Origin of the sequence: Nitratireductor aquibiodomus (assembly GCF_900105565.1) — a bacterium.
In the GTDB taxonomy this organism is placed as follows: Bacteria; Pseudomonadota; Alphaproteobacteria; order Rhizobiales; family Rhizobiaceae; genus Nitratireductor; species Nitratireductor aquibiodomus.
Map to the genome: position 1 here is coordinate 3,092,253 of NZ_FNSL01000001.1, position 22,602 is coordinate 3,114,854.

Genomic DNA, 22,602 nt, shown 5'->3' on the forward strand with positions numbered 1-22,602 from the left:
CCCGAAGCACGGATCGTTCAATTGGAAAACAGGTCTTCGACGATACCCTTGATCTCGGGTTTGACGTTCATCAGAACGGCATCCTTCGCTTTGGCCGCAAATGCGGCCTTGTCGGTTTCAACGAAGGTCATGCCTTTTTCTTGCAACTCTGTGACGAGTTGTTTTTCATCTTCAAGAAACGCTGCACGTTCAAAGGCCTGTGCCCGCTCTGCCGCTTCCAGCACAGCTTCCTTGTCTGCATCGGAAAGCTTGTTCCAGGTCAACTCGGAAATCACCAGATAAATCCAGGAGCGGGAATGCTCGGTTAGGTTTACGAACTTCTGGACTTCATTGAAATTCGCAGACTTGATAAGCGCCAGCGGATTTTCCTGAGCGTCGATGGTCCCGTTCTGCAGCGAGGTGAAAACCTCGGAGAAAGCCATCGGCGTTGGTGAAGCACCAAGTGCCTTCCAGACATCGACGAAAAGCGGAACGTTGGGAACCCGGAGCTTGAGGCCATTCAGGTCGTCGGGCGACCTGATCTCACGGTTGGATGTCAGGTTGCGAGGGCCCCGGGCGAAATAGGCAATCGGGCGAACCTTTGCCTTTGCAATGATGTCGGCTTCGATCTGGTCGCCGATGTCGCCATTGATGACTTCGTCCATGTGCTCAAGCGACTTGAATGCATAGGGAATGCCGAGGAGCGAGGCCATGGGTGCCCAGTTTTGAAGACTTTCGCCGCTGATCGTCATGTCGGCGGTGCCAAGCTGCATGCCGTTGATGAGATCCATTTCCTTGCCGAGTGACTCGTTGGGATAGACCTCGACCTCGATGCGCCCGTCGGTGAGCGCCTTCAATTCCTCGCCGAACTTGATCGTGGCCTTGTGCCAGATGTTGTCTTCATTGGCCAAATGACCAAGTTTCAATGTCATGTCGGCTGCGTGTGCAGAGCCCGCCAATATGGCAGCGGCCAAGCCCGCTACAACTGTCTTTGTTAACGAACGTCTTGTCAGCATTTTCTCCTCCATATGCTGTTTATGCGTTTGGTTTTGTGTTCGGTGGCACAGGGTCAATGATGGGTTGCGCGGCGCGGTCGGTCGAAGGGGCAGTCCTCCGCTGGCTGGCAGGAGCATCTGGTCGATCTCCTGCCATGTTGCTCAACTGGTGTGGTCGGCATTGCATGGTTCCAGAAGCGCGGGCCTGCGTGCCCTACATTATTCCATAGTGCTTGAAGGCTTCGACGGTGCTCAGACCGGCAGTCAGGGCGTTGCGGACAACGTTCTCTCCGGACACTTTCTCCATGGCCTTTGCGAAGACCTCATCCTCGACTTGCTGCGGCACGACCAGCACGCCGTCGATATCGCCGAAAATGATGTCCCCCGGATTGATCCACACATTGCCCATCCGGATCGGAACCCGGTAGTCCACAACCTTGCCGCGGGCCCCCTGATCCTGTCCGTAGCTGCCGTGGGAAAATACCGGAAACGGGTGATTGGCCACAGCGCGCGTGTCCCGCGAGTAGCCGTCGACGACAGCGCCCGCTGCCCCGAGTACGGCTGCGCGGGTCGACATCAACTCGCCCCACAGGGCAAACCGCGGCGATGCCCCTGTGCAGACATACACCTCGTTCTCCTTCAGGCTGTCCAGGGCTTCGAACATCATGCCGAAGGGCTGTGCCACGGTTGCATTGTGGGCGTCTTCGAAGCTGGCGAACGGCGCATCGATTTCAAGGACGGTCATAGCCCGCCCGATCAACACTGCGTCGTGTTGAACCGGCCTCAGTTCGGGGCGCAGAAACTGATCGTAAAGCCCAAGGGAATCGAGAATGTCGCCCACGACGTTGGTGTGTAGCTGCTGTTTGGCAGCGGCAAATCTTTCCTTGTCACGTGCTGGGTCGTGCTGTCGTTGCATGCCCTGATGCCTCCATTGATGAGCCGGACAGTGCGGTTGGTTTGTCAACCGTTGGAGGAGTAGCTAAACCAACAGCGTTATAACTGTCAAGGTGTATGACAGCTTGACAGCAAGGGATGACCCCGGTAGCTTTGACCCAGTGAGGGCCAGCGAGGTTTATCTTTTGAAGACTAGGGACGTGCTTAAACGTGAAACGCTGGCTGATCAGGTTGCGCAGCAACTGATGGAGCACATTCAGAACACGGCAATGGCACCCGGCGATCAATTGCCATCGGAGGGTGAGATGGCGGACATGTTCGGGATCAGTCGTCCGGTGGTGCGCGAGGCGCTTGGCCAGTTGAAGTCTATTGGACTGGTCGAAATGCACAGTGGTCGTCGCCCGATGGTGCAACCCATCGACGGCAAACTGCCGGGCCTTTTTTTCAAGCTTTCTCTGGCCCTGGATTCTGGCAGCGTTCAGGAATTGCTGGAGGTTCGTCGCGGTCTGGAGGTTCAAAGCGCGATACTTGCAGCGCAGCGGGCGGGAGAGGATGACTGCAGGCGTCTGGAAGAAACAGTCGCCCTGATGAAGAAGCACCTTGATGAAAAAGACCACAGAGCGTTCATCGATCTTGACGTCCAGCTCCACCTGCTGATTGCCTCGGCATCGCGCAATGCGATGCTGTACAACCTTATCGCATCGATAAGAGGGCCCATGCGTGAATCCATTGCTCACGGCATTGCGGCGAGAAACTCACAGCGGGAGTTGCAGCGGATACATGTTCTGCATAGTGACGTTGTCACGGCAATTCGCACGGGTGACGGTGCCGCTGCAGCTGTGGCCATGGCTGCGCATTTCGATGACGCGCTGATTTCGATAGTTGCAGACCGCGTCGCGGGGCAGCCCATTGGCGGCGGCAAGTCGGATGGAAATGCGAATGAACAGGGCTGAACCGCTGCACAGTCTTCACGCCGTTGTAACCGGTGGTGGTACTGGGCTCGGCCTCGCAATGGCCCGGTCGTTCTGCTCCGCAGGAGCAAGAGTGACGATTGTCGGTCGGCGCGAAGACCGGCTTCACCAGGCCGTCGCCGAACTTGATGGCAACGCGGGTTATGTCGCTGCCGACATTTCGGATACTGCAGCCAGTGCAGGGATCGCCGCCAGACTGGAGGCAGTGGCGCCGGTCGATATCCTGGTCAACAATGCCGGAGCGCATCTCAAGCTTCCCACGCTGGATACGAGCGATGCGGATTTCCTTCGTGTTCTGACGACCAACCTGCTCGGTTCATTTGCACTCACCCGTGAGGTCGCTAAGCCCATGTGTGAGCGTCAGAGCGGTTCGATCATCATGATTACCTCCATGGCGAGCCTTTTCGGCATCCCGCAGGTCGCCGCGTACACGTCCTCCAAAGCTGCTCTTGCTGGTCTGACCCGGCAGCTGGCCGTCGAATTCGGCGCCGCTGGCGTTCGCGTAAATGCCATTGCACCTGGTTTTATCGAAACCGACATGAACCGCGATATCTTCAGGAAAGATCCGCAGCGGCTCGAAAAAATCCTGTCCCGAACGCCTGCCGGTCGGTTGGGGGCGGTGGAAGATATCGCGGAGGCGGCCGTCTATCTGGCTTCACCCGCCGCACGCTTCGTAACCGGCGTTTCCCTGCCTGTAGACGGCGGCATCTCGATCGGTTTCTAGGCTAAAGCAACCATTATCAGCGCTACGTCACTCGACATTCAAACTGCTTTGGGAGGACTTCCGCCATGGCAAGCTTCAAACTTGGCTTCGGCTTCTATCATCACATGCTGAACGACGAGATGTTCAGGTTCGCCCGGCAATGCGGTGCGACCCACGCTGTCGTTCATCTGGTTGATTATTTTGGCACGGCCGAGGAGGGACAGGTCAATCAGCCTGTTGGCCAGCAGGGCGGATGGGGCAGGGCAGGCGGGTCGACAGAGCGCTGGTCCCTGGAAGCATTGCGGGCCTTGCGCGACCGCTTGAGCCATGCCGGTCTCGAACTGGCGGCCATTGAGAACTTCGATCCATCTCACTGGCACGACGTCCTCCTTGCAGGCCCGCGCCGGGATGAGCAGATCGATACAATCCGGACGTTTATACGCAATGCCGGCGCTGCGGGCATTCCGGTGATCGGTTACAATTTCAGCTTGGCCGGCGTCGCCAGCCGTGTGGTTGGCCCTTTTGCGCGCGGCAATGCAGAGTCGGTTGCAATGGATGGTGTCGATGACACACCAATCCCCAATGGCATGGTCTGGAACATGGTTTATGACCCAGATGCGCCGCAGGGCACCGTGGAAGAGATCGACCATGAGACCCTGTGGCAGCGCCTGTCGTACTTTCTCGATGCAGTGCTTCCGGTGGCGGAAGAGGCCGGGGTGCTTCTTGCTGCGCATCCAGACGACCCGCCGGCCCCTTTTGTACGCGGTACTCCGCGCCTCGTTTATCAACAGGCCATGTACCAGCGGCTCATCAACATCCATCCCAGTTCTTCCAACGCGCTGGAGTTCTGTCTGGGATCGCTGTCCGAGATGACAGAGGGGGACATCTACGAGACAACCAGGCACCATGCGGAAAACGGAAACATCGCCTATATCCATTTCCGCAACGTGCGCGGCAAGGTCCCCAACTACAGTGAGACGTTTGTGGACGAAGGTGATATCGATATGGCGCGCATCGTCCGAATACTCAATGAAGCGAGCTTTAGCGGTGTCATGATCCCGGATCACACACCACTGATGTCGTGCGATGCGCCTTGGCACTCGGGGATGGCCTATGCGATGGGCTATATGCGTGCGCTGCAGAAGAATATGTAGAGCTCGGCTCGGGAGTGCTGGGGCAATATTTTTGTCGTGTGCGTGTTTCTGCCCGGGTGCCGCTGTAACCAACAGCCATCCTTGGTTTGCCAGGTGCCGTGGCGATCGCTTCGAGCTCTCCGACAGCCCGCAGGCCCGTCCGCCACGATACCAGCAACAACCGCACCACCTTCCCACAAGCCCGCTTGACGCCGCGCCCCGGGGCGCCGGTTCGTGCGCGCCGCGCGGGTATGATGTAATGGTGGAGGTCAGCTAGCCGACACGGATGTTCTAGCCGCCAGCCATTGGGCCCGCTTTCATCCGGTCCCAGTATGACGCAGCCAGTGTTTCGTCTCTGCCAAGACCAAGCACTTTGCGCCAGTGATTGCGGATGATCGAAGCTGCTTCAGCTTCAGCGGCAAACCACCCAAAGCGTGTGATATCCGAAGGCCATTTCACACTCGCCACCGCTTGAGCAAGTCGCAGGTCGCTTCCGGCAAGGGTGCCGTTGCGCAGAATCCAGCGAACTTCGATACGTGTCCGATTGTCGAGATCGATCACCTCGTCTTTGTCCGCCACTTCAATGAAAGCGGTTCCGGTGGTGGCCTCGGGAAGTGTTTCGAGCATCCGCGAGAGGGCCGGCAGACCGGTCTCATCGGCACCGAATAGATACCACTCCGCTTCAAGCGGAACAGGCCGTCCGACAGGCCCCATGATTCCGACACGGGCTCCCGGCGCGGCCATTTCCGCCCAGCGCGATCCCACACTGTCTCCGGGGTGGATGACAAAATCCACATCCATCCATCCGGCTTCGACATTCAGATGCCTGATTGTGTAAGCGCGGGGCGTGGGTTTCAGGTTCTCCGGCGGCCAGGCGGCGAGGCCGTTCGCACCAAGCGTCGGCCACACCGGCTGGGGAACACGATCGGTTGGAAAGAGCATGCGAATATGCATCCCGCCAAACTTCGCAAAGCGCCCCAGATCCTGTCCGCAAAGCCTGATGCGGCGCATTCGTGGCGTCAGCTGGAAGATTTGCTCGACAGTCATCTCACGAAACTGCGGAAGTTTCGTTTCGGTGGAGAGGTCGCCCGTCCAGCGGATTTCCGGATTGTCCTGCTTGCCGTAAACCTGAACGGCCGTGGCAACCAGATCCTTGATGCGCGCCAGATTGTCTCGCTCTCCCGCTTGCGCCCGGATCTCGACATGCCCGCGCGTCAATTCGAAACTCGCCTGCCCGAAAGGGAAGGCGAAATCGATACCATCGTCGCGGCGAGTGGCCGTTGCGCGGAAGCTCTGGAGACGATCCTCGATCTGATCGAGATAGTCTGGCAGATGCTCAAGTGTGACGACGGCAGTGCTTGAAAGATCAGTCATCGAACTGGGTTCCTGCATTGTCACCCTCCAATCCGGCCAGTGACCGCGATCTTGAAGGTTCTGCCCTTGCCCTGCTCGATGTCAGATGTCGACGACCAGCCACTCTGGGGGTCCGTATAAGCCTTGTCGAAGAGGTTATCGACGCCGAAATCGACCCTCAGATTCTCATTCACATCCCAGTTCGCAAACAGGTTGACCAGGTCAACGCGCGGGTAAACGCGGGTGCTTGAGGAAAGCTCGCGTACGACTTCGCCGATGCTCTGGTACTGCACCCCATAGGTCAGCCGGTCGTCCAGCGCACGGAAACCGAGCGTGACTGCAACGTTGTCGAGCGGCGTGTTTGAAAGGGTATCGCCAGCAAAGGGACCATCCTTGAGTTCCGCTTCGGTGAAGGACGCTGCAAGATTGATGAAGCCGAAGCCGTAGTCGTAGATGCCTTCGAGTTCGACGCCGCGCAGGCGGGCGGTGCCAACGTTCTGTGCCTGACGAACGCTGCCGGCGACGACTTCAATGTAATCGTCAACATCCGAGTGGAATACATTGACCTTTGCGCGCAGCATGTCGTCTGCAGTGAAGATGCTGTCTAGCTTGAGGTTCACGCCCGCTTCCCAGGTGCTGGCCACTTCCGGTCTCAGGAGCAGGTTGGGTTCATAGCCGGAGCCATGCGCCCCGTTCTGCCGAAAGACATCCTGCAGGTGCGGGGTGCGATAGCCCTCTGCATAGGTGCCGTAGAACTGGATGCCCTCGAACGGGGTGACACCGACTGTGAAACGCGGTGACCAGCGGTCACCGGTCAGCGAGACGTCCTGCGACGGGATGGTGGGAGTGGGCTTTGAGTGTCCGTCCAGCCGGTATCCGTCATAGCGAAGCGCGGCAGTCAAATCGAGCCACTGGTCGTAGTTGCCTTCCCACTGCAGGAACGCGCCGTAGGCGTCCTGAGTGCCCTGACCGAAATGATCGGCGTCGGAATCGCCCCTGAGATGCGAGTAGTCACCGCCATAGGTCAGCGCGTGCTCCATTCCCCAGGCAGCGAAACGGCTGGTGTTGCGCACGTTGAACCCGGTTGTCGAAACGTCGTAGTAACGCGTTTCGCCGATCCGGGAACTCGGCCAGACTCGGTATTGGTCCGACCGTGTGGCACTGTGATAGACATTGAAGGTCAGGTCCCAAAGGTCGTTCTCATCCGGATTGTAGGTGTATCGGCCGGTGTAATTCTCAACCAGCGTATCCGTGTCGTAGCGGCTGAGTGTGGATGACGAGGAGCCGCTGGACCCGGAAATGATATCGTCGTAGTTCTGTATCGATGCGCCGAGCTGCAGTTCATGCCCGTCCGCCGGCCGTAGCGTGACCTTGCCGTATCCGCTCAGACCGTCTTCGCCGGTCCACCGCACCGTGTCGCCATTGCCGTCCTTGTATTCCTCGCTGCTGCGATAAACGAGGTTGCCTATGACGTCGAAATTCTCGTTGAACTGATAGGCGCCTGTCGTGCTGGAAAGCCAGCCACTGCCGTTCGATTCGTACCGCAGTTTTTCGCTTAGGGCCCAGGTTTCCCCGTCGCGCAGGAAGTCGCGCGCAGCCTTTGTCTCGAAGGCGACGACACCGCCGATCGCTCCGGTCCCGAAGGCGTTGGAAACAGGTCCGCGAATGACGGTGACCTGCTTCAGAAGTTCAGGTTCGATGAAGAAAGAGCCGGAGCCGTGGCCGACACGCCAGAAATCCTGCCGCGCTCCGTCCAGTGTTACCGCGACACGCCCATACTGCTGCAGGCCGCGAATGTTGATGGCCGTCGCCGGGTCGTCGCCGCTCATCGTGGCGGAGACGCCGGGCGTGTGCCGGAAGAGGTCTGCGGCGGTTGTCGCCTGTAGGCGTTCCAGATTGCCGGGTGAAACAACGCTTGTCGCCGACAGGGCGTCAATCACGGCCTGCCAGCCGAGCGTCGCGGTGATCGTGATGAGATCCAGCTCGGTCGGCTTGCCTGCTGAGGGCAGGTCTTGTTCGCCTTGAGCAGCCGGTTCCTGGGATGATGCGGAGGAGATTGCGGACAGCCCCAGAAGGGTCGCCAGTGCCGTGGTCTTTAATAATCCAGAGTTCGTCATGATGCCCCAGTCCCATTGGTTTGGATATTGTCCGCTGGCAACGCGACAGGGCACGGGGCTGGCATGATTGAGGCTTCAATAATTAAATATGACTATTATTGTCAATTTAAAATCGACCAGCTAAGTTCACATGCATCTCCGCTTGTGTGCCATCCTCTCTGCATATGAAGGAAACCCTCGAACATGGCTCTGCGCCTCCGTAAACTCAGTATCCGCGTTCTGCTGTTTTGGCTTTGTGCCGTCGCCTGCGGCAGTGCTCAGGCGCAGGAAAGCGGTCCTGTCCGGATCGTCGATGCGCTTGGCCGTGACGTCCGGATTGAAACATCCAGGCGCGTGCTCACACTCGGTTCCGATGTCACGGAGATCGTCTTTGCACTGGGAGCGGGCGATCGCATCGTCGCGGTTGACCGCGGCAGCCGTTTCCCGGAGGCGGCTTCCTCGAAGCACAATGTCGGATATCGCCGCCGACTGTCGGCGGAAGGTGTGCTGTCGCTTGACCCCGACCTCATCCTCGCTGCCGAGGATATTGGTCCGCCTGAGGTGGTGGAGGTCCTGAAAAAGATCGCCATACCGATGGTGCTTGTTCCCAAGCAAAACACGGGCGAGGGGATTCGCAGGAAGATCGCCCTGATTGCCTCGGCACTGGCCCTTGAAGCGGAGGGTCGGGCCCTCGCCGGCGACGTGCTTGCGAATTTTGAGAAAGCGACGAAGCTCACCGAAGCCATACCTGTTGAAAAACGCAGGAAGGTCGTATTCTTTCACGGTGTGGAGCGCCTGACCGCCGCCGGTGCGGGTACCGCCGCCGACGCCATCATTCGATATGCAGGCGGTTTAAACCCGATGGACCGGTTTGAAGGTTACAAGGCGGCATCGGAGGAAGACCTGATCGAGCTTGCTCCAGACACGATCCTGATGATGAGCAATGGGCGTGGCGGGCCGACCCGTGAAGAGGTTTTCTCCAACAGGGCTCTGGCGTTGACGCCGGCGGCCAGGACCGGCTCCCTTATTGTGCTGGACGGCGCCTACATGATCGGGTTCGGCCCGCGCACGACAGACGCAATCCGTGACCTTGCCGAAGCACTGTATGGGGCGGAATTGGCCCCAGCGATCGACTGATTGCATCGTTTAGGGTTGGTCTACCACCAGCCACAATACCAACAAAAACAATCGCACCACCCTCTGACAAACCCGCTTGACGCCAGCTCCAGGTCGCGGATTTACGCGCGCTGCGCGGGTATGATGCAGTGGTATCCTGTCAGTTTTCAGACTAACGTCGCGTTTAATTAGCCTATGTTTGTCAATTGGCTATGAAGTATCGGAGTGCGCCTGGAGTTCTGACTTGCTTGGGCGAGGGCGGCCCTCGTTTTCCGTTCGGCCAGATCCCGAAAAACCTCGGGATCTAGTCAGTGTCAGGACACAAGTGGAAGCAGCTTCAAAGCAAGGTGGTAATGCAGGCGCAGTTTCGGTTGCAGCGCCTTTTTGCCTGTCAGTTCCGTGACCTGGGAGATACGATAGCGCACCGTGTTATGGTGTAGATTCAACACCCTTGCAGTCTCCCGGTAGTTGCCATTGGCATCCAGGAAAACCCGAAACGTTTCAATCAGGTCGACACGGTGTTCCTTGTCATGGTCAATGAGTGTTCCAAGCCATTCATTGACGAAGCGGTTCACGTCCGGCTGCATGGAACTTTTCGAGAAAAGCCGATAAAATCCGGTGTCATCATAAAGGAAGACTCCGCTGGTCTTGCTTGTGCTTCGGCCGTGTTCGAGCGCTTGCACCGCTTGCTCATAGGCTCGGTAGAAATGTTCCACCGCCGTTACCTGGCTGATGCCTGCCGACCACAGGACGTCATCAGCCCCGATCCCCTTTAGTCCTTTGTCCACATGCTCCCTGAAAAAGTCGGGCTGGCAAAGCACTTCATCATCCTCGGGAGCCATCAGGACAACGCGGTTGTTTGCGATCACAGCGGTTATGGTTTCGCCATGTTGGGAGAAATGCACCCTCAAGGCATTTGATAATCCAAGCAGGCGGTCGGCAGCGGCGTCATGAAACGCAACGACAATTCCCACATAGCGTGCATGAAGATGCCTGCCGATCGCACTGTAACGTGCGGTCAGAGCGGCATAAGTCTGCGAACCCAGAGTGCGGTCGATCAATGAAAGAACCAATTCGTTCTGTCGTTCGAAAATCGTGCTCTGATCGGCCCTGATCTGACGGACTTTCAGGGAGATGAGAACCTTTGCATAGCCCAGATGGTCGAGGTCTTCATTGGTCAGTTTGCGGTTCCGTTCTATCACGACGAGCGTCCCGATCATTCCGTTGGACTGCTCATAGGATGTGAAGACAATGCTCGTGTTATGCCCGGTTCTGCGGGTAAACGTTTTGTGGGATTGTATGGTTTCGCTTGGCCAGCCCTCTTCCTCCAGAAGAGCCCGTGCATCGGCAATATCCTTGCTCGGCTTGCTGGGAGCATGCAGCACGAGGCCATCCATCGGGCTGGAGACAATCACAGGATTGGCAAGCAGGGCATTGAGGTCATCAAGCAGGTCCTGAAGCGTCGAATCGACCAGCGAAAGTTTCCCCATTCTTTCGCCGAAGAGTTCAGATTGGGAAACACTACCCGCCTTCGCCTCGAAATAGTTCGACATGATCGGTGTGATGATCTCGACCCATGCCACATCTTCTGGAACGACAATTATGGGAAAATTGAGGGCGTTGGCACAGTCGATCATCTTTTGCGGCACGCGTTTCATGTAACGGTTGAGTTTCAGGCCGAGACCTGACGCTCCATGCTCCACGAGTTCTTCAACGAAGTGATCGAGACTGTGGCGCAGTTGCAGCAGCGGGTAGGTCGAAGTCAGAGCGAGTTCCTCGCCCCGCAGCCAGCGTACGGCGTCCGGTGCATCAAGCACCGTTGCGGTTTTGACGACCCGGTCCAACCCCTCATGTCCAGCCAGGAGGCAGCCCTCCTGCATTGCCGGCAGGGCCATAACCTTTCCGATTGTCAGCACCATGTTCTTGAAACCCCCACCCCATGCGTGCACAGCACAGGCAACCTTATAAAATTGTATCCAAAGTACAAAGAACTTTGCCGACGTTTCATGGCGCTGGTCAATAGTTTTCCGGCTTCCGAATCGATACGTTCCTTGTAGGCTTAAGGGGGGAAGCAGTTGAATTCTAACAATCCGGTGGTCGTGCCGGCACGGCTCGGTGCGCTTGATTTTCTTCAGCAGGCCGTGCGCTGCAACACCATTTCATCGACCGGCAATGAGATCGTTCTGGCCCGCATGATCAAGGCGCGACTGGATGATCTTGGGATAGACTGCGAGATCTTCCGGGAGAATGAGCATCAGGCAAATCTGGTGGCCACTTTGCGCGGGCAAGGCCCGGCGAAAAAGCCTGGACCCCGCCTCGTCCTGAGCGGCCATCTCGATACGGTGCCGATCGGGGACGCCACCTGGACGCATGATCCCTTTTCGGCCGCGATTGACGATGGGCGCATCTATGGCCGCGGCACAGCGGACATGAAAGGCGGCCTTTTCGCTCTGTTGTTCGCCTTTATGAAGCACAAGGACCTCGCGCCTGACCTTTGGAACGGCGAACTGATTTTCGCGGCCACGTTCGGCGAGGAGGTCGGTGCCCTTGGCGCGTCGGCAATGGTCAACAAGACGCAGATCCCGCGGTTCGACGCGATGATCGTGGCGGAACCGACCGACAATCGACTTGTCATTGCGCACAAGGGCGTGACCTGGCTTCGCGTGACCAGCTTCGGCAAGACCGCACACGGCTCGATGCCCGGGTGCGGTACAAACGCCGTCGACAAGCTCCACCTGTTCTATGAGCGTCTCCAATCCCTTGATCTCGGCCCCACGACGACACCGTTGTTGTCTGAGCCCACATTTGCCGTCACCACTTTCAATGGTGGTGGTGCACCCAATGTCATTCCCGATCACTGCCAGATGACCATCGACATCCGGACGGTGCCAGGGCAGGACCAACAGGGTGTGGTGGCTCAGGTCGAGGCAATTGCAGCCGCACTTGTCAAAGAAGACCCGGAAGCGCGTTTCCAGGTGGAATGCACACTCAACCTGCCCGGCTTGCTGACGGATGAGGAAGCTCCAATTGTCCGGATCAGCCAACAGGTTCTCGCAAAGATCTCCCCCGGCGCCGAAGTCGTTCGCGGGGCGCAGTACTTCACAGACGCTTCGGCCTTTGGTGCGCATGGCGATGACATCATCATTCTTGGCCCGGGTGCACCGGAACAGGCCCATCAAACCGATGAGCATCTCGTCGTCGATGACTTTTTCAACGCGATAGATATCTACGGAGAAATTATCGCGCAGTACTTCAGCCAAAACTAAAAAAGAAAGGGAACCCATGACTTATCTGGCAAAAACGAAAGCAACTTTCGCCGCCGCGTGGCTTGGTGCGGGGCTCATCTTCGCTGCAGGTGCCGCGAACGCGGAAACGACCTTGAAGGTGGGCCATGTCTTTGCCGCCGACCACCCCTGGCAGATTGCTCTGGAGGGACTGTCGAAAGATGTTTCTGAAGCGACGGGCGGCGAGGTCGTTATCCAGGTTTACCCAAGCTCCCAGCTTGGCGGCGACCGCGAAGTGGCCGAAGGCTTGCAGCTGGGAACCGTTGAGATGGGCCTCTTCGGCACCGGGGCACTCCAGGTTCTGGACAAGCGCCTGATCATTGAGGAACTGCCTTACGCCTGGCCCACCCGTGAGAAGGCCTATGCTGCCGTGGATGGTGAACTTGGCGATGCACTCGCCGAAATCTTGGCGGCCAAGAACATCAATGCGCTGAGCTGGTGGGAAAGTGGCTATCGCCATATCACGAATTCGGCCCGCCCGATTGAAACGCCCGAAGACCTCAAGGGCATCAAGCTGCGCGTGCCGGAAGCCGAGCTGCGTCTCGATACGTTCCGCGAACTCGGTGCACTGCCCACGCCGATGGCATTCTCCGAGGTCTTCACCTCGCTTCAACAGAAGGTCGTCGACGGACAGGAAAACCCGCTGGCAACAATCTATGCATCCAAATTCTACGAGGTGCAGGACAATCTGGCGCTGTCCGGGCACATCTGGGGCTCGGCCATCCTCACGATTTCCAGCAAGGCCTGGGACAAGCTGACGGATGAGCAGAAGACCATCCTGCGAGAGAAGGCCGAGATCTGGAAAGAGAAAGAGCGCGAGATGATCCGCGCGAGCGATGAGGAAGTGCTCGCCAAACTCGAGGCCGAGGGCATGAAAATCACGCGGCCGGATCCGGCAGCATTCCAAGAGATGGTTCAGCCGGTGTGGGACAAGTATGAAGGCGTCTTCGGGGAAGACCTCCTCGCCATCGTGCGTAAATACTCAAATTGATTGAATGCGCGCAGGCCGGTGTCGCGCCGGCCTGCCGCAATTGGGGTTTCCGCGATGACGCAATACCTGCTTTGCGCCAGACAGCTTCTCGTCAAGCTCGTCCAATGGCTTCTTATGCTGATGCTTCTGACCATGACCTGCGTGATGTTCGCGCAGATCATCTGGCGCTATCTCCTGCAATCGCCACTGGTCTGGTCTGAAGAACTGGCCCTTCTGCTCATGGTCTGGATGACGTTCCTTGGTTCGGCGCTGATGCTTGAGCGCAAGGAACACGTCGCCATCGATCTCCTGGTGGAATGGCTGCCGCCATCGCTCAACCGGCCGATGCAAATCATCGGTGCGCTTGTGGTGCTCACCTTCAACGTGGCGCTGACCTATGGCGCGCTTCTCATCGTTGAAACTGCCAGAGAGGCGATCATGCCGGGCCTCAAGATTTCCAGTGCGTGGCAATATCTGGGTGTGCTGATTGGCGGCGGGCTTCTCGTGCTCGTCTCCATCGAAGCTTTGTTGCAGGCATTGTTCGGCACCGCAGAAACGCAGGAGCATCGTTCATGAGCATCGTTCTTTTCGTTCTGCTTCTGGGGCTAATCATCATCAATGTCCCGATAGCCTTTGCAATCGGCTTTGCCTGCCTGACCTATCTCTTCGTCAAGGACATCAATCTCGCGCTCGTGGCGCAGCGTTCGGCGACGGGCATCTATTCCTACCCCTTTCTTGCGCTTCCCATGTTCGTGTTTGCCGGCGTGCTCATGGAGCATGGAGGCATCACGCAGCGTATGATGCGTCTCGCCAACGCCGTCATCGGACACATCTCGGGCGGTCTTGCCGCGGTCACCGTGGCCGGCAGCGCCCTGTTCGGTGCCCTGTCCGGTTCCGCCATCGGCGACACCGCCGCCATCGGCTCCATCATGATCCCGGCCATGAAGGCCAAGAATTATGCGGCTGGCTTTGCGGCGGCCCTTCAGGGGTGTAGCGGCGTGCTTGCTTCGCTCATTCCGCCGAGCCTGACCATGGTCATCCTTGGGGCGACCGGAAACATCTCGATTGCCGGCCTGTTGATTGGCGGCCTAGTGCCTGGCCTCCTGATGGCCTTGCTCCTGATCATCGTCTCTTTGCTGATCAGCCGCCGGCGTGGCTATGGCAAGGGCGAGCGCGCGACATGGCGCGAATTCATCTCTGCCGTTTCGGACTCGGTGCTTCCGCTTCTGCTGCCGGTCATCATCCTTGGCGGCATCCTGGGCGGTATCGTCACCGTCACGGAGGCAGCGGTTTTGGCCGTGGTCTACGCATTCCTGCTGTCCGCGATCATCTACCGCGAGGTCAAGATCTCGGACCTGCCGGCGATCTGCATGCAGGTGGTGCGCATCGCGGTGCCGGTGCAGCTCATCGTGGCGATCTCCCATCTGTTTGTGTGGATCGTCGCGACCGAGCAGATCCCCCAGCAGCTTACCGCATTTTTCGCGGCTGTAGCGCCGGATCCGATGACCTTCCTGATCCTGCTCAACTTCCTGCTCCTGCTGCTTGGCACCTTCATGGAGAGCAATGCGCTGATCATCATTTTGATTCCGATCCTGATGCCGGTGGTCAATCAGTATGGCATTGACCCGCTGCATTTCGGCGTCATGTTCGTGGTCAATCTGTGCATCGGGGCCAACACACCGCCACTCGGTGTTACGCTGATGACGGGTGCGAAGATTGCCGGGGTGCGGTTTGCCGAAGCGTCGCGGGCGGTGCTTCCGTTCCTCGCGGCCATGGTGATCGTGCTCATACTGACCATCCTGTTCCCGAAACTGTCGACATTCTTGCCGAGCCTGTTCCTCTAGCCGAGGCCCGTAAGAGTCATTCAGGAGTTTGACGTTGGAAAAGACAGCCATCCAGATCAAGGAAAGCGATCACGTGGCAACCGCCACGGTCGAATTGTTGCCCGCAGAGACAGTCATCGTCTCGGGCATCGGCAATGGGCGTCCCCTGAGGGTCGAGGAGAAGATCCCGCGCGGGCACAAGATCGCGCTTCGCGACATCGCGGCCCAGGAGGAGATCCACAAATATGGCGAGGTGATCGGGATCGCGACCGAGGCGATCCTGGCAGGCCATTGGGTGCACGTTCACAATTGTCGCGGCGCCAAGGGGCGCCGGTTCGATGAAATCCACGCGCGAAAGCAGGGTGAGTGACATGAAGTTCAAGGGCTATCGCCGCGCCGACGGCTCGATCGGCATCCGCAACCACATTCTGGTCATTCCGACGGTCTCCTGCGTCAACCGCGTGGCGCTCGACATCGCTTCGAAGACCGGGGCGGTCACCTTCATGCATCCTTATGGATGCACCTTCGATGCCGAGGAAAACACCACCACGGAAGACACGTTCATTGGCCATGGCCGCCACCAGAATGTCGGTGCCGTTCTGGTGGTGAGCCTGGGGTGCGAGACAGCGTCTGCCCGGCGCATCGCCGACGCGATTTCAACGACTGGAAAGCCGGTCGAAATGCTTATCGTCCAAAAGGAGGGGGGGCCCGCTCGACGCGTGATACCGGTATCGGCATCGTTGAGCGCTTGAAGGGGCAGATCGCGGCCGAACCCAATGATGAAGGCGACGTCAGCGAGTTGATCGTCGCACTGGAATGCGGTTCTTCCGACGCGTTTTCCGGTCTCACGGCCAATCCGGCAGTGGGAGAGGCGGCCGATATCCTCGTCGGAGCCGGCGGAACGGTCGTCTTGTCTGAGATCACGGAGATGGTCGGCGCAGAACGGGTTCTCTGGCGGCGCGGGAAAACCGACAAGATCAAGCAGGATCTGATGAGCTTGATCAAGGAGTATGAGATCGAGCTGTCCATGACCACGCAGGATGACAGCGGCGTCTTCATCTCACCCGGCAATATTGAAGGCGGCTTGACGACCATCGAGGAAAAGTCGCTTGGCTGCATCTACAAGGCCGGCACCCAGCCCATCGTGCAGATCGTCAAATATGGCGAGCGGCCGACAGAGAAGGGCGTTGTCATCATGGACACGCCCGGCTTCGACATCGCTTCGGTCACCGGCAAGGTCGCCGGTGGGGCGCATATGGTGCTCTTCACGACGGGCAAGGGAACCCCGACCGGGTCGTGCATTGCGCCTGTGCTCAAGATCAGCTCCAACAACGATACGTTCAAAGCCCTGCGCGAGGATATCGATTTGAGTGCAGGCGATGTCCTTGAGGGAACCAAGTCACTGAAGCAAGTCGGCGAAGAGATCGTCGAACTGGTGATGGACACGGCGAATGGTCAACAGGCCAAGGCGGAGTATTTCAACATTCAGGAATTCGCCATCCCCAATGTCAGCGTGGTGCGCAAGGAAGTGATCCATCAGAAGCTGGCCGAACAGAACGATTTCCGGTTTCAGCAATGATGAAGCTTGCCTACATGTATGCCACTCCAGACGTGGCGCCCGCCAAGGTGACTGCGGTTCAAGGCCCGATAGAAACGGCAATGCGCAGCATCGCGCAGACCGGCTATTCAGGCGTCGAGCTTCTGGTGTGCAACCCGGCGCGGATCGACCGGCGAGCGCTCGCCGCCGCCATTCGCGATCAGGGCCTCGACATGCCGGCGGTCTGCACCGGCGAGGTTTACGGTCAGGACGGGCTTTCCTTCGCCGATCCGGATGCCAGCCGGCGGCAGGAAGCCATTGATCGCATGATGGCGTCGATGGACCTCGCATCCGAATATGGGGCAATGGTTAATGTCGGTCGGTTGCGCGGTCGATATGTCGATGGCGTCGCGCCACAACAGACGCTCGACTGGATCGGTGCTGCCATCACGCAATGTGCCGCCACGTTTCCCGATGTTCCAATCGTGCTCGAGCCGGTCAACCGCAACTATGCAAATTGCCTGCTCACCACAGGTGAGACCTGCAGCTTCGTGCGAAGTCTTGGCGTCTCAAGCCTCGGCGTGATGCTCGACACCGCGCACATCCTAACCGAGCAGGAAACGGTGGCCGATGCCATTCGCGTGGCCGGTGATCTCTTCTGGCATTTTCACATCACCGATTCCGACCGCCTGCCGGTCGGCGATGGTAGCTATGACATCGACGCCGCCATGGGTGCCGTGATCGATTCCGGGTTCGACCGCTACGTGACGGTCGAGACATTCCAGATTCCTGATGCCGGGCACGCAATCGCTGCCAGTTTCGAGGCCATGCGGCCCTATATCCCCACCCGCGTCTGACGCGATCTATTCAGAGGTTTCATCATGAAAATCGTTCGCTTTTCCCATCAGGGAACCACATCCTATGGACTGCTTGAAGGCTCATCCATCGCAGTCCTGTCGGGCTCTCCCTTCGAGAAGATCGAGAAGACCGGCAAGGTCGTTCCGCTCGACGCCGTGCGTGTGCTTGCCCCGGTGGCGCCAAGCAAGCTTGTCTGCGTGGGTCTCAACTATACGCTCCATGCAGAAGAGTCCGGCGTTCCGGTTCCAGAAGAGCCGATGCTCTTCATGTGCGCGCCTTCCGCGATCATCGCCGATGGCGAGCAAATCCAGCTCGACAATGCCGATGACCGCATCGACTTCGAGGCCGAGATCGGCATTGTCGTTGGCCGCAGGGCTCGCAATGTCGCCGCCAGCGATGCAGGGGATTACATTTTCGGCTACACCTGCGCCAACGATGTCTCGAACCGTGTTTTGCAAAAGAAGGATGGTCAGTTCACCCGCGCCAAATCCTTCGACACCTACAAGCCCGTCGGGCCGGTCATCGAAACCGACCTCGATCCCGACAATGTCGACATCAAGCTTTGGCAGAATGGCGAATTGCGTCAGTCGTCCAACACGAATGACATGATTTTCCCCATCGCCCGCATTCTTGAATTCGTGTCGGGCATCATGACGCTGGAGCCGGGCGACCTGATCATCACCGGCACACCATCCGGCGTCGGCCCGATGGCGTCTGGTGACGAGATCGTCATCGAGATCGAGAAGATCGGACGCCTGCACAGCCGGGTCGCCTGAACGCCCGCAAGTCGTCGTTGAACCAGCAATGCCCCGTGGGTCCCACGGGGCATTGCCTTATCCAGACTATCGCAGCAGCGCGGTCGGATAGAGTGCCAGCGCTGGTATGTAGGTGATCGCAAGCAATGCCAGGATCAGGGCGATGAGAAACGGTCGGATCGCCCGCATGAATTGAGCGATGCTGGTCCCCGAGATCCCGCAGGTCACATACATCAGAACACCCAAAGGCGGTGTCAGCTGGCCGATGACCAGATTGATGATCATCACGATCCCGAAGTGAACCGGATCGATCCCCAGCGTTTCGATCAGCGGCAGCAGGATCGGGACGAGGATGATGATGAGTACCAGCGTTTCCATGAATGTGCCGAGCACAAGCAGGATGACGTTGATGAGAAGCAGGATCAGCATCGGGCTGTCCGAGAAGCCGGTCAAGAATGACAGGAGCTGCTGCGGAGCCTGACCGATGGACAGGATCCAGCCGAAAGGTGCTGCGGTCGCGGCGATGACGAGGATCGACGATGTGTCGCGCGCAGCACTTGCAAAAACGCCCGGTAGCTCGGCGACCTTCAATGTCCTGTAGACAAGAAGGCCGACCAGAAAAGCATAGGCTGCCGCAATGGCCGCAACCTCGGTCGCCGTGAAAATGCCCATGCGGAAGCCGACAATGATGATCACCGGCATCAACAGTGCCCAGGAAGCCTGGAAGAAGGTCTGCCGGAGCGCGCTGGCCGAAAACGCCGCACCGCGCCCGAAACCGCGACGCCGTGTCATGATCGCCACGGTGACAACCAGCGCGGTGGCGATGACCAGCCCCGGCACGATCCCGGCCACGAACAGATCTCCGATCGAGACATTCGCCTGCCAGCCATAGATGACAAGCAGGATGGATGGCGGGATGATGGGAGCGAGCACGGCGGCGGAGGCTGTGAGGCCGACGCTGAATCCCTTGTCGTAGCCGTGCCTGACCATCTGCGGCACGAACACGCGTGTCGTAGCCGCACAATCGGCGAGCGAAGATCCCGAAATGCCGGACATGAAGACATTTGTCAGCACGTTGACATAGGCCATGCCGCCACGGATGTGACCGACCAGCGAACCGGTCAGTGCGAAGAGACGTTCCGAAATGCCCGACGCGTTCATCAGCGTGCCCGCTAGGATGAACAGAGGGATGGCAAGAAGCGGAAAGGACTGGACACCCGCAGTCATGCGCTGCACGGCAATCGTCAGCGGTATCCCCTCAAGCCAGATCACGGCAATGGCAGAGGCCGCCAGCGCGTAGGCGGTCGGCACTCCGACCAGAAGAAACAGAAGTAGCAGCAGAAGCAGGGTGGTGATCATGCTGCATCCCCTTCACCTGCCTGAACCTCGATCGTGCTCTTGAGCGCGTCTCGCACACCGCCCTCCACACAGTTGCGGATTATGTGAAGTGTGGCACACATGCTCGTGACGGGCAGGGCGAGCGTGTAAAACCCGTAGGTGACATCCATCATCGGCGTTCGGTCGCCCCAGGTCGTTCGCACATATTTGAGGCCGAAATGGATGACCACCAGGAAGACAACCAGACAAACCAAAACGGCCACCACGGAAGCCAGCAGCTCATAGCGCGGCGGCAGGATGCGCAACACCATGTCGATGCGGATATGCTGGTGGGTTGAAAGGGCCGCGCTGGCGCCGATGAACACCATCCAGGTGAACAGCATCGTCAACAGTTCTTCCGTCCAGGTGATCGGGGAACCGAGCACATAGCGGAAGAAGACAGTCGCGGTAAGAATGACGAAAATCGTGGCCAGAAGCAGCCACAGGGCATGGTGCTCAATCTCTCGCACGCGATTGTCGAGCCATAGAATGCATTGTCTCAAACTGGTCTCCCCCCCAACAACAGGACAATGAACACCGGACCGCCGATGCGGTCCGGTGTTGGTGGCAGACTATTGCCCGCGGGTGGCGGAGATATTTTCGCGTACGGTCGTGATCCTGTCCGCCCCCCAGCGCTCGGCAAGGGCGGCAAAAACAGCTTCAGTCGTGGCTTCGGCGAACGCTTCGCGGTCCGGATCATCAACGATGGTGACGTCAGCCGTTTCTGCGATTTCCTTCAGCATGTTTTCTTCGGCCCGCTGCTGGAGAAGCGTCATCTTGGCAGAAGCTGCGCCAACCTCTTCCAGAATGATCCGCTGATGGCGTGGATCGAGCTTTGCCATGGAGTCCTTGTTCATCAGGATCAGATTGTTCTGAAGCATGTGACGCGACATCACGATGTAGCTCTGAACCTCGTAGAATTTCCGGGCGTAGATGGTCGGAATGGGGTTTTCCTGACCGTCGACCGTCCCCTGCTGCAGTGCCGTGTAGACATCGCTGAAGGGAATGGGCGTCGGTGCAGCCCCGATCCCACGGATCATCTCGACCCAGACCGGGGATTCAGGAACCCGGATCTTCAGGCCGGCCATGTCTGCAGGCGTGCGCACGGGCTTTTCCGAAAGCGTGAAATTGCGCCAGCCCCAGTACCAGATCTTGGTGAGCGGAATGATGTTGTGTTTTTCTTCCAGCTCGTCAAAGGCCGGCTGCATGGCAGCCCCGGAAATCACCGCTTCCGCCTCGAGCCAGTTCTGCCAGAGAAACGGCGCGCTCGGGATCTCCATCGCCGGCACCAGCGTGCTGGTGGCCGCCATCGAGGCTGCCGTCATGTCCAGAACGCCATCCCGCAATTGCTGCACCATCTCGGTTTCCTTACCGAGCTGTTCGCCTGGGAATACCTGAATGGTGACTTCTCCATCCGTGCGCTCGGCGATCCGTGCGACGAATTCGTCATAGAGCTTGCTCGAAATTTCGCCCGCAACATTTGGATGCCCGAAGCGCAATACTGTTTCGGCATGAGCCCCTGTCGCCAACAGCATCGCGGCTGCCACGCAAGCTTGCAGTGTACCTCTCCAGATCATCTGCCCCTCCCGATTGTGATGGATTTTTCGATTGATCAGGCTGGCAGGTTTCCTCCTCACCCATACCAACCACGATATTGACCCTAAGCGAAAACGCCCCTGAATCCATTGACCAGAGTAATGAAACGGAAGTCCGGATTTTTGTGCTCGGCATACAAAATCAGTTTGATCAGGCCCAGGTCGAAGCGCTGGGATGCGTTGGGTTCGGGCGCGCTGGCCCGCAAACGTTTTTCATCATGCAACTATGTTGCGACCCTCGAAGCCCAGCCGATCATCTCACAAACCCGCTTGAGGCCGGGCTTAAGGTCGCGGATTAATGCGCGCTGCGCGGGTATGATGTAATGGTAGCCTGTCAGCTTCCCAACTATCGTCGCGAATTTTTTCCTCATATTTATCAGTCGGTTATAAAATCTCGGGTGTCTCGGAATGCGTCTGGAATTCTGGCTTGCAGGGAAGGAAACGGCCCCAGTTTCCTTTCGACAAAATCCGGAAAAGCTTGTGGTCCCGGCGCGCTCGTTGAGCCGGAGTTCTCTACCCGCCGGGCAAGCCTGCCGACAGTAATCGAACCACCTCGGAATCCTGCTAAGCCTTTTCCGTTGTCTGTCGTTATCAATCAGAAGGATGGTCGCTGCAGTCAAAAGGAGATTGTCAAATGGCTGCGAAGAAGCAGTCGGTTGTTATTAGTGAAGACGATGCGAAGGCCATCGAGCAGGCAATCGCACAGGGGCAGGCGTCAATTGCGCAGGGCAAGACCAAGGTCGATGCGTCGATGGCGATTTATCGCGCTCTGAACACTCAGCCGCAGGAAACCGTTGTTTCAGAGATGATAGAGGGGGGCAGGCCTGACACCCAAGGGCGCGTTGACGTACTGGTACAATTGCCGCCGAAAATACGCCAAGGAAGCGGAAGGCTGATCGGCCCAATCGAGGGTAACAGCGTAGATTATATAGAAACCCCAAAATATCCCGGCTGTTACCCTCGATTGGGTGAAATTGGCATGGGGCGTCCTCAAAGTTTCAAATTAAAATCAAAGCAAGCATGAGGGAAGCTCATCTTCACGCAGTGAAGGGATCGAGTTCGCCTCCCTCGATATTGCGCCGCCGGCCTGACGATGAATTTCTGAAGCACCCGGCGCAACGTTTCATGAAGTGACAACGCGGGATGCAGCACAAAGGGCCTGC

At 58.3% G+C, this 22,602-nt stretch carries 22 protein-coding genes; 14 read left to right on the forward strand and 8 right to left on the reverse strand.

What is annotated here, in order from left to right; genetic code table 11:
* Positions 1–17: 17 nt before the first annotated feature.
* Both BLW55_RS14715 and BLW55_RS14720 read right to left on the reverse strand, forming a co-directional pair.
* Entirely contained in the window at positions 18–1,112 is a 1,095-nt protein-coding gene (locus BLW55_RS14715; protein ID WP_244509083.1) for a TRAP transporter substrate-binding protein, read from the reverse strand.
* A gap of 76 nt (positions 1,113–1,188) precedes the next feature.
* Entirely contained in the window at positions 1,189–1,890 is a 702-nt protein-coding gene (locus BLW55_RS14720) for an RraA family protein (protein ID WP_090329294.1), read from the reverse strand.
* 178 nt (positions 1,891–2,068) lie between these two features.
* Between BLW55_RS14720 and BLW55_RS14725 the strand changes: the two genes are divergently transcribed.
* The 3 genes from BLW55_RS14725 to BLW55_RS14735 all read left to right on the forward strand — a co-directional run bounded on the left by BLW55_RS14725 (position 2,069) and on the right by BLW55_RS14735 (position 4,696).
* On the forward strand, positions 2,069–2,821 hold the full coding sequence (locus BLW55_RS14725) for a FadR/GntR family transcriptional regulator (RefSeq protein ID WP_090329295.1): 753 nt from the start codon (positions 2,069–2,071) through the stop codon (positions 2,819–2,821).
* Complete coding sequence (locus BLW55_RS14730; protein WP_210184104.1) at positions 2,808–3,563, forward strand: SDR family NAD(P)-dependent oxidoreductase; 756 nt, start codon at positions 2,808–2,810, stop codon at positions 3,561–3,563. The genes BLW55_RS14725 and BLW55_RS14730 overlap by 14 nt, the downstream gene beginning before the upstream one ends.
* Before the next feature lie 65 nt (positions 3,564–3,628).
* The gene (locus tag BLW55_RS14735; protein ID WP_244509084.1) at positions 3,629–4,696 is read left to right on the forward strand and encodes a mannonate dehydratase; all 1,068 of its coding nucleotides are present in this window, start codon (positions 3,629–3,631) and stop codon (positions 4,694–4,696) included.
* A gap of 270 nt (positions 4,697–4,966) precedes the next feature.
* Here the strand turns inward: BLW55_RS14735 and BLW55_RS14740 are convergent, their stop codons facing one another.
* On the reverse strand, positions 4,967–6,049 hold the full coding sequence (locus tag BLW55_RS14740) for a siderophore-interacting protein (protein WP_244423377.1): 1,083 nt from the start codon (positions 6,047–6,049) through the stop codon (positions 4,967–4,969).
* 20 nt (positions 6,050–6,069) lie between these two features.
* Positions 6,070–8,145: a TonB-dependent hemoglobin/transferrin/lactoferrin family receptor gene (locus tag BLW55_RS14745; protein ID WP_090329297.1), complete on the reverse strand. Its 2,076-nt coding sequence runs from the start codon at positions 8,143–8,145 to the stop codon at positions 6,070–6,072.
* A 183-nt stretch (positions 8,146–8,328) separates the two neighbouring features.
* Here BLW55_RS14745 and BLW55_RS14750 point away from each other — a divergent pair, with 183 nt between their 5' ends.
* Positions 8,329–9,261 (forward strand): heme/hemin ABC transporter substrate-binding protein, encoded by a 933-nt coding sequence (locus BLW55_RS14750; RefSeq protein WP_090329298.1) that lies wholly within the window; start codon positions 8,329–8,331, stop codon positions 9,259–9,261.
* Between the two features lie 293 nt (positions 9,262–9,554).
* On the opposite strand, the gene BLW55_RS14755 is transcribed toward BLW55_RS14750, so the two are convergent.
* A complete protein-coding gene (locus BLW55_RS14755; protein WP_025031271.1) occupies positions 9,555–11,159 on the reverse strand; it encodes a PucR family transcriptional regulator in 1,605 nt (534 codons plus the stop codon).
* A gap of 180 nt (positions 11,160–11,339) precedes the next feature.
* Between BLW55_RS14755 and BLW55_RS14760 the strand changes: the two genes are divergently transcribed.
* Genes BLW55_RS14760 through BLW55_RS14800 form a run of 9 tightly spaced genes read left to right on the forward strand, consistent with a single transcriptional unit; the run spans position 11,340 to position 18,488 of the window.
* Positions 11,340–12,506 (forward strand): M20 family metallopeptidase, encoded by a 1,167-nt coding sequence (locus BLW55_RS14760; RefSeq protein ID WP_162175234.1) that lies wholly within the window; start codon positions 11,340–11,342, stop codon positions 12,504–12,506.
* A 16-nt stretch (positions 12,507–12,522) separates the two neighbouring features.
* Positions 12,523–13,515, forward strand: a complete 993-nt coding sequence (locus BLW55_RS14765; protein WP_025031273.1) for a TRAP transporter substrate-binding protein — start codon at positions 12,523–12,525, stop codon at positions 13,513–13,515.
* 54 nt (positions 13,516–13,569) lie between these two features.
* Entirely contained in the window at positions 13,570–14,070 is a 501-nt protein-coding gene (locus tag BLW55_RS14770) for a TRAP transporter small permease (protein WP_143038443.1), read from the forward strand.
* Positions 14,067–15,338 carry a TRAP transporter large permease gene (locus BLW55_RS14775; RefSeq protein ID WP_090329300.1) on the forward strand — a complete coding sequence of 424 codons (1,272 nt, stop codon included), beginning with the start codon at positions 14,067–14,069 and terminating at the stop codon, positions 15,336–15,338. Before BLW55_RS14770 ends, BLW55_RS14775 begins: the two co-directional genes overlap by 4 nt.
* A 34-nt stretch (positions 15,339–15,372) precedes the next feature.
* A complete protein-coding gene (locus BLW55_RS14780) occupies positions 15,373–15,687 on the forward strand; it encodes a UxaA family hydrolase (RefSeq protein WP_162742236.1) in 315 nt (104 codons plus the stop codon).
* Positions 15,656–16,069 carry a UxaA family hydrolase gene (locus BLW55_RS21075; protein ID WP_090329302.1) on the forward strand — a complete coding sequence of 138 codons (414 nt, stop codon included), beginning with the start codon at positions 15,656–15,658 and terminating at the stop codon, positions 16,067–16,069. Before BLW55_RS14780 ends, BLW55_RS21075 begins: the two co-directional genes overlap by 32 nt.
* Complete coding sequence (locus BLW55_RS14790) at positions 16,066–16,896, forward strand: UxaA family hydrolase (protein ID WP_177174988.1); 831 nt, start codon at positions 16,066–16,068, stop codon at positions 16,894–16,896. Before BLW55_RS21075 ends, BLW55_RS14790 begins: the two co-directional genes overlap by 4 nt.
* Positions 16,893–17,711 carry a sugar phosphate isomerase/epimerase family protein gene (locus BLW55_RS14795; protein ID WP_090329304.1) on the forward strand — a complete coding sequence of 273 codons (819 nt, stop codon included), beginning with the start codon at positions 16,893–16,895 and terminating at the stop codon, positions 17,709–17,711. Before BLW55_RS14790 ends, BLW55_RS14795 begins: the two co-directional genes overlap by 4 nt.
* A 24-nt stretch (positions 17,712–17,735) precedes the next feature.
* Entirely contained in the window at positions 17,736–18,488 is a 753-nt protein-coding gene (locus BLW55_RS14800) for a fumarylacetoacetate hydrolase family protein (RefSeq protein WP_090329305.1), read from the forward strand.
* A gap of 66 nt (positions 18,489–18,554) precedes the next feature.
* Here the strand turns inward: BLW55_RS14800 and BLW55_RS14805 are convergent, their stop codons facing one another.
* The 3 genes from BLW55_RS14805 to BLW55_RS14815 form a co-directional block, all read right to left on the reverse strand.
* Entirely contained in the window at positions 18,555–19,826 is a 1,272-nt protein-coding gene (locus BLW55_RS14805; RefSeq protein ID WP_090329306.1) for a TRAP transporter large permease, read from the reverse strand.
* Positions 19,823–20,347 carry a TRAP transporter small permease gene (locus BLW55_RS14810; RefSeq protein WP_090329307.1) on the reverse strand — a complete coding sequence of 175 codons (525 nt, stop codon included), beginning with the start codon at positions 20,345–20,347 and terminating at the stop codon, positions 19,823–19,825. The genes BLW55_RS14805 and BLW55_RS14810 overlap by 4 nt, the downstream gene beginning before the upstream one ends.
* Positions 20,348–20,416: 69 nt before the next feature.
* A complete protein-coding gene (locus tag BLW55_RS14815) occupies positions 20,417–21,379 on the reverse strand; it encodes a TRAP transporter substrate-binding protein (protein ID WP_244509085.1) in 963 nt (320 codons plus the stop codon).
* 694 nt (positions 21,380–22,073) lie between these two features.
* Here BLW55_RS14815 and BLW55_RS14820 point away from each other — a divergent pair.
* Positions 22,074–22,463, forward strand: coding sequence for a hypothetical protein (locus tag BLW55_RS14820; RefSeq protein WP_244509086.1), 390 nt, complete (start codon positions 22,074–22,076; stop codon positions 22,461–22,463).
* The last annotated feature ends 139 nt before the right edge of the window (positions 22,464–22,602 follow it).